Annotated in this window: 17 protein-coding genes; 1 reads left to right on the forward strand and 16 read right to left on the reverse strand. The window is 44.1% G+C overall.

Annotated features, from left to right (window positions below):
• Positions 1-2 precede the first annotated feature (2 nt).
• Positions 3-1,361 carry an MFS transporter gene (locus tag MP3633_RS17815; protein ID WP_176336541.1) on the reverse strand — a complete coding sequence of 453 codons (1,359 nt, stop codon included), beginning with the start codon at positions 1,359-1,361 and terminating at the stop codon, positions 3-5.
• 156 nt (positions 1,362-1,517) lie between these two features.
• On the opposite strand from MP3633_RS17815, the gene uvrA reads away from it, so the two are divergent.
• Complete coding sequence (gene uvrA, locus MP3633_RS17820; RefSeq protein WP_112135134.1) at positions 1,518-4,340, forward strand: excinuclease ABC subunit UvrA; 2,823 nt, start codon at positions 1,518-1,520, stop codon at positions 4,338-4,340.
• Positions 4,341-4,460: 120 nt separating this feature from the next.
• On the opposite strand, the gene rplQ is transcribed toward uvrA, so the two are convergent.
• The 15 genes from rplQ to rplE all read right to left on the reverse strand — a co-directional run bounded on the left by rplQ (position 4,461) and on the right by rplE (position 12,387).
• Positions 4,461-4,838, reverse strand: coding sequence for a 50S ribosomal protein L17 (gene rplQ / locus MP3633_RS17825; RefSeq protein WP_024023505.1), 378 nt, complete (start codon positions 4,836-4,838; stop codon positions 4,461-4,463).
• 42 nt (positions 4,839-4,880) lie between these two features.
• Entirely contained in the window at positions 4,881-5,885 is a 1,005-nt protein-coding gene (locus tag MP3633_RS17830; protein WP_112135136.1) for a DNA-directed RNA polymerase subunit alpha, read from the reverse strand.
• Between the two features lie 33 nt (positions 5,886-5,918).
• Positions 5,919-6,539, reverse strand: coding sequence for a 30S ribosomal protein S4 (gene rpsD / locus MP3633_RS17835; RefSeq protein WP_112135138.1), 621 nt, complete (start codon positions 6,537-6,539; stop codon positions 5,919-5,921).
• Between the two features lie 16 nt (positions 6,540-6,555).
• Positions 6,556-6,948, reverse strand: a complete 393-nt coding sequence (gene rpsK, locus MP3633_RS17840) for a 30S ribosomal protein S11 (protein WP_012071913.1) — start codon at positions 6,946-6,948, stop codon at positions 6,556-6,558.
• Positions 6,949-7,013: 65 nt separating this feature from the next.
• Entirely contained in the window at positions 7,014-7,370 is a 357-nt protein-coding gene (gene rpsM, locus MP3633_RS17845; protein WP_112135140.1) for a 30S ribosomal protein S13, read from the reverse strand.
• A gap of 128 nt (positions 7,371-7,498) precedes the next feature.
• Positions 7,499-7,612, reverse strand: a complete 114-nt coding sequence (rpmJ, locus tag MP3633_RS17850) for a 50S ribosomal protein L36 (RefSeq protein ID WP_012071915.1) — start codon at positions 7,610-7,612, stop codon at positions 7,499-7,501.
• Between the two features lie 19 nt (positions 7,613-7,631).
• Positions 7,632-8,963: a preprotein translocase subunit SecY gene (secY, locus tag MP3633_RS17855; RefSeq protein ID WP_112135142.1), complete on the reverse strand. Its 1,332-nt coding sequence runs from the start codon at positions 8,961-8,963 to the stop codon at positions 7,632-7,634.
• Positions 8,964-9,398 (reverse strand): 50S ribosomal protein L15, encoded by a 435-nt coding sequence (rplO, locus tag MP3633_RS17860; RefSeq protein ID WP_024023510.1) that lies wholly within the window; start codon positions 9,396-9,398, stop codon positions 8,964-8,966.
• A gap of 1 nt (position 9,399) precedes the next feature.
• A complete protein-coding gene (rpmD, locus tag MP3633_RS17865) occupies positions 9,400-9,585 on the reverse strand; it encodes a 50S ribosomal protein L30 (protein WP_012071918.1) in 186 nt (61 codons plus the stop codon).
• A gap of 6 nt (positions 9,586-9,591) precedes the next feature.
• A complete protein-coding gene (gene rpsE / locus MP3633_RS17870) occupies positions 9,592-10,092 on the reverse strand; it encodes a 30S ribosomal protein S5 (RefSeq protein WP_112135144.1) in 501 nt (166 codons plus the stop codon).
• A 10-nt stretch (positions 10,093-10,102) separates the two neighbouring features.
• Positions 10,103-10,453, reverse strand: a complete 351-nt coding sequence (rplR, locus tag MP3633_RS17875) for a 50S ribosomal protein L18 (protein ID WP_112135146.1) — start codon at positions 10,451-10,453, stop codon at positions 10,103-10,105.
• Positions 10,454-10,463: 10 nt separating this feature from the next.
• Positions 10,464-10,997 (reverse strand): 50S ribosomal protein L6, encoded by a 534-nt coding sequence (rplF, locus tag MP3633_RS17880; RefSeq protein ID WP_112135148.1) that lies wholly within the window; start codon positions 10,995-10,997, stop codon positions 10,464-10,466.
• Positions 10,998-11,005: 8 nt separating this feature from the next.
• The gene (gene rpsH / locus MP3633_RS17885; RefSeq protein WP_176336542.1) at positions 11,006-11,398 is read right to left on the reverse strand and encodes a 30S ribosomal protein S8; all 393 of its coding nucleotides are present in this window, start codon (positions 11,396-11,398) and stop codon (positions 11,006-11,008) included.
• A gap of 131 nt (positions 11,399-11,529) precedes the next feature.
• The gene (gene rpsN / locus MP3633_RS17890) at positions 11,530-11,835 is read right to left on the reverse strand and encodes a 30S ribosomal protein S14 (RefSeq protein WP_112135151.1); all 306 of its coding nucleotides are present in this window, start codon (positions 11,833-11,835) and stop codon (positions 11,530-11,532) included.
• Positions 11,836-11,847: 12 nt separating this feature from the next.
• Positions 11,848-12,387 (reverse strand): 50S ribosomal protein L5, encoded by a 540-nt coding sequence (rplE, locus tag MP3633_RS17895; protein WP_112135153.1) that lies wholly within the window; start codon positions 12,385-12,387, stop codon positions 11,848-11,850.
• Positions 12,388-12,399 lie beyond the last annotated feature (12 nt).

Raw genomic sequence — 12,399 nt, forward strand, 5'->3', positions numbered from 1 at the left:
TTTTAAAGAATCACTTGTGGTGCCAATCGCATCAAAGTGTCTTTATCTAATAATTTCTTATCGACTTTAAGATAAGCCGTTTGCTCATCTTTGAAAATTTGCATACCTTCCACTCCTTGGATTTCAGAAAGTTGATTCGCCAACGTCGATACTTCTTCATCTGTCATATTGGGTAAGCTAAACGCCAAACTACTTAACTGACGAGGGGCCGGTTGAACAGCACCGACCATCGACCAAATCAAAAACATAACACCAACAAACCAAAAGACGCCACTGCTTGAATGGTTTTGAAGCAGCCAACCGCCGCCAACACCACCCAAAAAAGACCCCATAAACTGATGAGTAGAGAACACCCCCATTGCCGTGCCTCGATAACCAACAGGGGCCAGTTTACTAATCAATGAAGGCAATGTCGCTTCTAATGAATTAAAGCCGACAAAATAGGCCCACAATAAAACACCAAAGACCCAAAGATAAGGAGCCCATTGTAGCAATATCGAGCTTACACCTAACAGCATAAGCACCGCGACGAGCACGCCTTTCATCTTGCCTTTTGACTCAGCAATAATCACTAATGGTAACATACCTGCAAAAGCAAAACCCATGATGGCGAGGTATAACCAACTGTGTTGCGACAGTGGTAAATCAAATTGATTTACCAACAATCCTGGCACGGTAACAAACAAAGCCGTTAAGCTCGCGTGCAACAGCAACACGCTGATGTTTAAAAAACGTAAATTTGAATCTTTTAGGACAAGACCGAGTGCTGTAAGGCTAGGTGTCGTATCACGCCGAAAGGTATGCTGTACAATATTTGGCACAGCAAAAATAATCAAAATGATGCCAAGTAATGATAAAACAAAAGAAAGGTAGAAAAGACCAGAAAGGCCAACCAATGCGAAAATCCATGGCCCCAACACCAAAGAAAGCATAAAAGAGGCGCCAATACTAACGCCAACAATTGCCATTGCTTTCGTGCGATTTTGTTCCCTTGTCACATCACTTAGCAGTGCCATCAAGGTGCTGGCAATTGCACCCGCACCCTGAACGGCTCGGCCAACAATTAGCACCATAATATCATCGGCATTCGCACAAATCAGGCTACCAATAGCAAACAACAAAAGACCAATGACAATCACGCGTTTACGGCCTATTTTATCGGACCACATTCCCATCGGAATTTGCAGACTCGCTTGCGTAAGTCCATAAATGCCAATCGCGGTTCCAATTAAAGCGGCATCTGCTCCCGTTAATCCGTCAGCCGCAACACCGATGACAGGCAGAATAAGGAATAAACCTAACATTCTAAATAAATAGATCAGCGCTAGTGCAAGGACAGAACGACGTTCAAGTAGATCCATAAGGAAGTTACAACCACTTAACTTAGGGGATTAAGAAAAAAGATGTTCATTTTACAAAAAATACCGTTGAAGCTCCATTTCAACTACTGTAAAAATAGACAGTTATTTAATTTACTAGCAGATTTTTTCTGTTGATCGACTTCACATTGGAGACTCATGGATACCATTACCATACGCGGGGCCCGCACTCACAATCTTAAAAATGTGGACCTAGACATCCCAAGAGACAAACTTGTGGTGATAACTGGCCTATCAGGCTCAGGGAAATCCTCGCTCGCCTTCGATACACTATATGCCGAAGGGCAACGCCGCTATGTAGAATCTCTCTCAACATACGCTCGCCAGTTTTTATCCATGATGGAGAAACCTGACATTGACCACATTGAAGGACTATCGCCGGCGATCTCAATTGAACAAAAATCAACCTCACATAACCCTAGATCAACCGTCGGTACAATAACAGAGATTTATGATTATCTGCGACTGTTATTTGCCCGAGCAGGACAACCTCGCTGTCCAGATCATGGTGAGCCATTAGAGGCGCAAACCATATCACAAATGGTCGATAAAGTTATATCGCTACCTGAAGAAACGAAAATGATGCTGCTAGCTCCTATCGTCAAAGATAGAAAAGGTGAGCATTTACACACCATTAGCGACTTGCTTTCAAAGGGGTTCATTCGTGCACGCATTGATGGCATCGTCGTGGATTTAGATGATGCACCTACCTTAGAAAAAAATAAAAAACATACCATTGAAGTCGTCATCGATCGTTTTAAAGTACGGTCGGACTTACAACTTCGCTTAGCCGAGTCCTTTGAAACCTGCCTTGGCTTATCCGATGGTATTGCCAAAGTCATTAACATGGATGATGACAAAGAAGAGTATATTTTTTCTAGTAAATTCGCCTGCCCTGTTTGCGGATACAGCTTAACGGAACTAGAGCCCCGCCTTTTTTCTTTTAATAATCCAAACGGTGCTTGCCAAACTTGTGATGGCCTTGGTACGCATCAAATGTTTGATCCAGATAGAATCATTCATGATGAAACACTGACATTAGCAGAAGGCGCAATTCGTGGCTGGGGACGACGTAGCATTTTCTACTACCAGCAACTCACCGCCTTAGCGAAGCATTATGGCTTTGATATCGAGTCTAAATATCAGGACATACCAGAGGATTTTAAAAAACGTATACTTCAAGGCTCAGGAAAGGACAAAATAGACTTTATCTATATTAATGAGCGTGGCGATAAAATGACTCGCTCACATTCTTTTGAAGGTGTCATTCCAAATTTACAACGACGTTATCATGAAACAGAATCCGACAGCGTTCGTGATGACTTATCACAATACATAAGCGTTCAATCTTGTCCTGAGTGCCACGGATCTCGACTAAATCGTTCCGCACGTAATGTCTTCATTGCCGAACAAACCTTACCTGAAGTGGTGACCTATCCGATTGCAGAATGCTTAAAATATTTCGAAACACTTGAATTACCAGGCTCTCGTGGTGAAATCGCCTCCAAAATACTAAAAGAGATTCGTGATAGGCTGACATTCTTAGTTAATGTAGGTCTTGAGTACCTAACCCTTGACCGCAAAGCCGATTCGCTATCAGGCGGCGAAGCGCAGCGTATTCGACTTGCCAGCCAAATCGGTGCAGGGTTAGTCGGCGTTATGTACATTCTTGACGAGCCATCCATTGGCTTACACCAGAGAGATAACGAACGCCTGATTGCAACACTCACAAGACTCAGAGATTTAGGCAATACCGTTATCGTGGTAGAACACGACGAAGACGCCATTCGTGTAGCTGACTTTGTTGTCGATATTGGCCCGGGAGCCGGCGTCCATGGCGGCCAAATCATCGCCAGCGGAACACCACAAGACATTATGGATTGCCCAGAATCCATTACAGGGCAATTTTTGACTGGTAAACGAAAAATTGAAATTCCAGCAATTCGACACCAAGCCAAAGACAAACAATTTCTTAAACTAATAGGTGCAACAGGCAACAACCTAAACACTGTAGACTTAAAAATTCCAGTGGGCGTAATGACGTGCGTTACAGGCGTATCAGGTTCAGGTAAGTCAACACTTATAAACGGTACCTTATACCCGCTGGCGGCAACGGCACTTAATGGCGCAACAACATTAAAAGCCGCCCCCCATGAGCGTATTGACGGCTTGGAACTATTTGATAAGTGCGTCGATATTGACCAAAGCCCCATCGGTCGGACGCCTCGCTCTAACCCTGCCACTTATACAGGTATCTTCACACCAATGCGGGAACTCTTCTCAGCAACACAAGAAGCTCGTTCACGCGGTTATAAACCGGGGCGTTTTAGCTTCAACGTAAAAGGTGGACGCTGTGAAGCCTGTCAAGGAGATGGCGTAATTAAGGTAGAAATGCACTTCCTTCCAGATGTGTATGTACCTTGCGACACGTGTAAAGGCAAACGCTACAATCGTGAAACCTTAGAAATTCATTACAAAGGCAAAAACATCCGTCAATGTCTTGAAATGACTATTGAAGATGCGCGTGAGTTCTTTGATCCCGTTCCATCTATCGCCAGAAAATTACAAACACTCGTTGATGTTGGTCTAGGTTATATTCGTTTAGGGCAGGCCGCAACAACGCTTTCAGGGGGGGAAGCTCAACGAGTAAAACTAGCAAAAGAGTTATCTAAGAGGGACACAGGGGCGACTCTGTACATATTAGATGAACCAACTACCGGATTGCATTTTGCCGATATTGAACAACTTCTAAAGGTCCTTCATAGACTTAGAGATCACGGTAATACCGTCGTTGTTATTGAGCACAATTTAGACGTCATAAAAACAGCCGATTGGGTGATCGATTTAGGGCCTGAAGGTGGTAGCGGTGGTGGCTATATTGTTGCCGAAGGAACACCTGAGGACATTGCTCAAGCAGATAATTCACACACAGGGCGGTTCTTAAAGTTAATGCTCAATTAAAGTCACAGCCATAAAACAAAAAACACTCTATGACATAGGGTGTTTTTTTTGGCACTAATACTTTTAGAAAACAAAAAAAAGCCGAGCTAGTAAGCTCGGCTTTTTTGTTACTAACTGATATTACTCAGCGGCTTCCGCGACTGGTCGATCGACCAATTCAACGTAAGCCATAGGAGCATTGTCACCTGTACGGAATCCACATTTTAAAATGCGAATGTAACCGCCAGGACGAGCTTGGTAACGAGGACCAAGTTCAGTAAACAATTTACCTACAGCATCTTTACTACGAGTACGAGCAAAGGCTAGACGACGATTCGCAACCGAATCAATTTTCGCCAATGTAATCAAAGGCTCAGCAACACGGCGTAATTCTTTTGCTTTTGGCAACGTAGTTTTAATAACTTCGTGCTCAAACAAAGAAGCAGCCATATTTTTAAACATCGCTTTACGATGTGAGCTAGTACGGTTTAAGTGACGACCACTCTTACGATGACGCATTTTACATTCCTTACCAAACTACGGTGGTCAGGGAACAATGACCTAGCGAGCTAGAACTTTGCTATCGTCTTTCAAACTAGCCGGTGGCCAATTCTCTAAACGCATTCCCAAAGACAAACCACGCTGTGCTAAAACATCTTTGATTTCAGTTAACGACTTCTTACCTAGGTTAGGCGTCTTAAGAAGCTCAACCTCAGTACGTTGAATCAAATCACCGATGTAATAAATGTTCTCTGCTTTTAAACAGTTAGCACTGCGAACGGTCAATTCAAGATCATCAACCGGGCGTAGCAAAATTGGATCAATCTCATCCTCTTCTTCTACAACAGGCGCTTCACTCTCGCTTTCAAGGGCGACGAACACAGCAATCTGTTGTTGTAGAATAGTCGCTGCACGACGAATAGCTTCTTCAGGGTCAATCGTACCATTAGATTCGATGTCTAAGACTAACTTATCTAAATCTGTACGCTGCTCTACACGAGCATTATCAACACTGTAAGCAACACGTCGAACAGGGCTAAACGAGGCATCCAGTTGCAAGCGACCAATTGGACGAGTCTCATCGTCGCCAGCAATACGAGCATCAGCAGGCTCATAACCACGACCACGAGCGACTTTGATCTGCATAGTTAATTCAGCAGTATCATCCAAGTGCGCAATTACATGATCAGGGTTAGCAATCTCTGCATCAGCAACCAACTGAATATCTCCAGCTGTTACGATACCAGGACCCTTTTTACTTAGAGTAAGAGTTGCTTCATCCTGCCCGTGTAGAGCGATCGCAACTCCTTTCAGGTTAAGAAGAATCTCAATTACATCTTCTTTAACCCCTTCGATTGCGCTGTATTCGTGTAATACACCGTCGATTTCAATTTCAACAATCGCACAACCTGGCATTGAAGACAGAAGAATACGGCGTAGCGCGTTACCCAAAGTATGACCAAAACCACGTTCTAACGGTTGCAGTGTTACTTTAGCGCGAGTATTGCTTATTTCCTGAACTTCAATGTTGCGTGGGGTTAACAATTCGCTCACTGAACGCTGCATAGATCCACCTATATCTTAATCCTAATTACCGGCTTACTTAGAGTAAAGTTCGACAATTAGGTTCTCATTAATTTCAGCTGATAAATCGGCACGTTCTGGAACTGCTTTATAAGTAGCTTCCAGTTTAGTTGAATCAACTTCGATCCAATGGATCGGTGCACGACCTTTAGATAGCTCTAGTGCGCTTTGTACGCGCAATTGCTTCTTAGCTTTTTCACGAATTGACACTACATCACCAGCTTTAACTTGGTAAGACGCAATATTAACCGTAGCGCCGTTAACTAGAATGCCTTTATGGCCAACTAGTTGACGAGCTTCCGCACGTGTAGAGCCAAAACCTGCACGATAAACAACGTTATCTAAACGTGATTCCAAAAATTGCAAAAGGTTTTCACCAGTTGCGCCTTTTAGACGAGCGGCAGATTTGTAGTAATTACTAAATTGTTTTTCAAGAACACCGTACATACGACGAACTTTTTGTTTCTCACGTAATTGCAAGCCGTAATCAGAAAGACGGCTACGACGTGCACCATGCACACCAGGAACCGTATCTGCTTTACATTTTGACTCAAGAGCGCGTGAACCGCTCTTCAATTGCAAGTCGGTACCTTCACGACGAGACAACTTACAAGTTGGACCTATATAACGAGCCATGTATCTGTCTCCTCAGTTAAACGCGACGTTTCTTAGGTGGACGACAACCGTTGTGCGGAATTGGCGTCACATCTGTGATGTTATTGATACGCAAGCCCAATGCATTCAATGCACGAACTGCGGACTCACGACCAGGGCCAGGACCCTTAATCATTACGTCAACGTTTTTAAGGCCGAATTCTTGTGCGACAGTACCGGCACGCTCCGCTGCTACTTGAGCTGCGAAAGGTGTACTTTTTCGAGAACCGCGAAAACCAGAACCACCGGCAGTAGCCCAAGACAAAGCATTGCCTTGACGATCGGTGATAGTCACAATTGTATTGTTAAATGATGCGTGTACATGAGCAACGCCATCAACAACTGTCTTTTTGACTTTTTTCTTGGTATTGCGCGTAGCTGGCTTAGCCATATTGCACTTTCCTATTTAATGCTCAGCTCTAATTAACTTAGTAACTAGAGCGAAACGCGTTCAAATTACTTACGAATAGGCTTACGAGGGCCTTTTCGTGTACGTGCGTTCGTTTTGGTGCGTTGACCACGAACTGGTAGGCTGCGGCGATGACGAATCCCGCGGTTACAACCTAAGTCCATCAAACGTTTGATAGACATACTGACTTCACGACGTAAGTCACCCTCTACAATGTACTTAGCAACTTCGCCACGAAGTTCATCAAGGATATCATCACTTAAAGAACCTATTTTCGCAGTTTCCGTAACACCTGTAGCAGCGCAAATAGCGCGCGAACGGGTGCGACCAATTCCGAAGATGTAAGTCAGAGAAATGACCGCATGTTTATTGTCAGGAATATTGACACCGGCTATACGAGCCATTCATTTTACTCCGTTGTTATTGATGATTAAATGATAATTCATCACTTTACTTTCATGAGGGCGGCTGATTATGCCTATCTTTAGGACATAAATCAACCACCCTTTCCTATCATCGAGCTAACTCGCTATTAACCTTGACGCTGTTTGTGACGAGGCTCAACGCAAATTACTCGAACTGAACCGTTACGACGAACGATTTTACAGTTACGACAGATTTTCTTTACAGATGCACGTACTTTCATGTTCAACTCCAACCAACGCTTAGCGCATTAGGCCATTGGGACCATAACCAGTCAGATTAGATTTCTTCATTAACGACTCATATTGCTGACTCATCAAATGGCTTTGTACTTGCGACATAAAGTCCATGACAACAACAACTACGATCAACATAGAAGTACCGCCAAAGTAGAATGGAACATTCCACGCAACAACAAAGAATTGAGGCATCAGTGACACTAGTGTGATGTACAAAGCACCAAACAGTGTCAAACGAGTCATTACACCATCAATATATCGAGCTGTATGATCGCCTGGACGAATACCCGGCAAGAAAGCACCGGATTTTTTCAAGTTATCTGCCACATCTTTAGGATTGAACACTAGCGCTGTATAGAAAAAGCAAAAGAAAACAATTGCTATCGCAAACAACAGCACATAGAGCGGTTGCCCAGGAGCCAGTGCCAAAGAGACATTTTGCAACCATTCCATTCCATCACCCTGACCAAACCACTGGCCGATCGAAGCAGGAAACAAAAGGATACTTGAAGCAAAGATAGGAGGTATAACACCAGCCATATTCACTTTAAGAGGCAAATGACTCTTCTGTGCAGCAAACACTTTTTTACCTTGTTGACGCTTAGCGTAATTAACTGTAATGCGACGTTGACCACGCTCGATGAAAACAACGAACGCAATAGTCGCAATAGCCATTATACCAATCAACAACAAAGCAAGAATATTAATATCGCCTTGACGAGCCGACTCAAATGAACGGCCTAAAGCAGATGGCAGACCAGCAACAATACCAGCGAAGATTAGAATGGAAATACCATTACCAATCCCCTTCTCTGTAACTTGCTCACCTAACCACATCAAGAAGACAGTACCAGCAACAAGAGTCACCACTGCAACAGCATAGAATTCCATACCACTACTGAATGAGATCCCTTGACTTGCCAAGCCCACAGCCATACTGGCCGACTGAACAAGAGCAAGAAGCACAGTACCATAACGAGTGTATTGAGTAATCTTACGACGACCCGCCTCACCTTCTTTCTTTAACTGCTCTAGCTGCGGACTCACAACCGTCAATAACTGCATAATAATAGAGGCAGAAATATAGGGCAAAATCCCGAGCGCAAAAATACTCATGCGTTCAAGCGCGCCCCCTGAGAATACGTTAAATAAACTCAGAATAGTGCCTTCATTTTGGTCAAACAATGCGGACAATCTGTCAGGATTAATACCTGGGACAGGAATGTGTGCACCGATTCGGTATACAATAATCGCTATAAACACAAAACGAATACGAGCCCAAAGCTCGCCTAATCCGTTTTGCATTCCAGCAGGTAGTGAGCCACGCTTTGCCATTTATTCCTCGACTTTTCCGCCAGCTGCTTCAATTGCGGCACGAGCACCTTTAGTCACTTTAAGTCCACGAACAGTAACAGCTTTGTCGATTGAACCAGACAAAATTACACGTGCAGTCTTAATTTGATGACCAAGAATGTCCGCACTTTTAAGAGCAGCCAAATCTACAACTTCAGCATTTACAGCAGCAAGTTCGTTTAAACGAACTTCAGCAACATACTTCGCTTGACGTGAAGTAAAACCGAATTTTGGCAGACGACGCTGCAAAGGCATTTGACCACCTTCAAAACCAGGTTTTACTGAGCCACCAGAGCGGGATTTAAGACCTTTATGGCCTCGCCCGCCGGTTTTACCCAAGCCGCTACCAATGCCGCGACCAACACGTTTAGGAGCATGCTTGCTACCTTCGGCAGGACTAAGTGTATTTAAAAACATATTATTCCCCTACCACTTTTACCATGTAATAAACTTTATTAACCATACCACGTACTGAAGGAGTATCTTCCAACTCACGTGTTTGGCCAACTTTACGCAAACCCAAGCCTTTAACAGTTTCACGGTGCTTTGGAAGACGACCGATCGGGCTGCGGGTTAGTTGAACTGTGATGGTATTATTCGCCATGACACATTACCCCAAAATTTGATCGACTGACTTACCGCGTTTTGCCGCGATTTGTTCAGGTGCTTTCATATCCTGCAAACCTTTAATCGTAGCGCGAACCACGTTTACAGGGTTTGTAGAACCGTAACATTTAGCCAATACATTGTGAACGCCTGCGATTTCTAGAACCGCACGCATTGCACCACCGGCTATAATGCCAGTACCTTGAGATGCAGGCTGCATGTAAACTTTAGATGCCCCGTGGTTAGCTTTAACAGGATACTGAAGTGTATCTCCATTAAGCTTCACAGAAACCATGTTGCGGCGAGCTTGTTCCATTGCTTTTTGAATAGCTTGAGGAACTTCACGCGCCTTACCACGACCAAAGCCAACTTTACCCTTTCCATCACCGACAACTGTCAAAGCTGTGAAAGAGAAGATACGTCCGCCCTTTACAACTTTAGCAACGCGGTTTACTTGAACTAGCTTCTCTTGGAGGTCGCTAGTTTGTTGATCATTAAACGCCATTTGCTACCCCTTAGAACTCTAGACCGGCTTCACGTGCAGCGTCAGCAAGAACCTGAACACGACCATGATATTTGAAGCCAGAACGGTCAAAAGCGACCGAAGTGACACCTGCTTCTTTAGCGCGAGTAGCAATCAAAGTACCGACTTCTTTCGCCGCAACTTTATTACCTGTCGCTGTACCACGTAGAGCTTCTTCAAGAGTAGAGGCGCTAGCAAGCACTTTACTACCACATGGAGAAATCACTTGAGCATACATATGGCGTGGTGTGCGATGTACAGTAAGACGATTCGCACCTAACTCACGAATATGCAAACGCGCACGGCGTGCACGACGAATCCGAGATTGTTTTTTAGTGTTCATGAATGTCTACCTACTTCTTCTTAGCTTCTTTACGACGAATAATCTCGTCAGCATAACGAACACCTTTGCCTTTATAAGGCTCTGGCGGACGGAAACCGCGAACTTCTGCAGCAACCTGACCAACGGCTTGTTTATCAACGCCTCTGATCACGATTTCTGTTTGAGAAGCACATTCAGCTGTTATGCCTTCAGGTAATTCATAATCTACTGGATGAGAAAAACCCAGAGATAGGTTAAGTACATTGCCTTTAAGCGCAGCACGGTAACCAACACCTTGAAGAAGCAATCTTTTTTCGAAACCTTGACTAACACCAACAACCATGTTGTTAACCAAAGCACGAGTTGTACCAGCTAAGGCACGGCTTTGTTTTGCACCATCGCGCGCAGCGAAGGTAATAACATTTTCTTCTTTAGACACCTGTACGCTTGTGTGAATATTAAACTCTAAAGAACCTTTACCGCCTTTAACAACGACAGTTTGGCCATTTAGGGTTAAATCTACACCACTAGGAAGCGTCACGGGACTATTAGCAACTCGAGACATACTAACTCCTAGAATACTGTGCAGATTACTTCGCCACCGATACCAGCAGCGCGAGCTGCACGGTCTGTCATCACACCTTTAGAGGTAGAGATGATTGCAACACCAAGGCCTGCTTCTACTTTAGGTAGCGCTGCAGTGCCTTTGTATTGACGCAAGCTTGGGCGAGATGCGCGTTTAATTTGTTCAATAACCGGCTTACCTTCGTAGTATTTCAACTCGATGGTTAGTGTCGGCTTGATTGCATCGTCTACTGAAAAGTCACCTACGTAACCTTCTTCGCGTAGAACAACAGCAATCGATGCCTTCATTTTTGATGAAGGCATGCTCACAGAGGTCTTTGCAGCCATCTGTGCATTACGAATACGTGTGAACATATCCGCAAGGGTATCTTGCATACTCATTTAAGAGCTCCTAATTTAAAAACATTGTGCAGCAAATAGAGCTCGCGCATAGTACACAGCAGAGAGTGGGATGTCCAGCATTTGATGAACACCCCTCTTTCTACAATGTATTATGATCGTGCTCTACTTGCTTACCAACTTGCTTTCTTCAAACCTGGTACGTCACCGCGCATAGCCGCTTCACGTAATTTGATTCTTGACAAACCAAACTTACGATAAACGCCATGAGGACGGCCCGTTATTTGACAACGGTTACGTTGGCGAGAAGAAGATGAATCGCGTGGCAGCGCTTGTAATTTAAGCGATGCGTCCCACTTTTCATCGTCCGATGCATTAACGTCGCTAATGATCGCTTTTAGAGCCGCACGCTTTTCAGCGTACTTAGCTACTAATTTAGTGCGTTTTGCTTCGCGCTGAATCATTGATGTCTTAGCCATGATTCCTACCTCTTATTTCTTGAAAGGGAAACTAAAGGCGGCTAGCAAAGCACGACCTTCTTCGTCGGTACGAGCAGTCGTTGTAATGGTAATATCCATACCACGTACACGATCCACTTTATCATACTCGATTTCTGGGAAGATGATCTGCTCTTTAACACCCATGCTGTAGTTACCACGACCATCAAAAGACTTTGGATTAAGTCCACGAAAGTCACGGATACGCGGAATAGCTACATCAACCAAACGGTCAAAGAAATCCCACATACGCTCACCACGTAGCGTCACTTTACAACCGATCGGATAACCGTCACGGATTTTAAAGCCTGCTACAGATTTACGAGCCTTAGTCACTACAACTTTCTGGCCGCTAAGTGCTTCAAGATCGTTTACCGCATGCTCAAGAAGTTTCTTGTCTGCGATAGCTTCACCAACACCCATATTTAATGTGATTTTAGTGATTTTAGGCACTTCCATCACATTTTTGTAGCTAAACTCTTCAATAAGAGTTCCTACAACTTGATCTTTATATACTTGCTTAAGTCTCGCCATGGCTGTAATTCT

It is taken from the genome of Marinomonas primoryensis (assembly GCF_013372285.1).
Lineage (GTDB): Bacteria > Pseudomonadota > Gammaproteobacteria > Pseudomonadales > Marinomonadaceae > Marinomonas > Marinomonas primoryensis.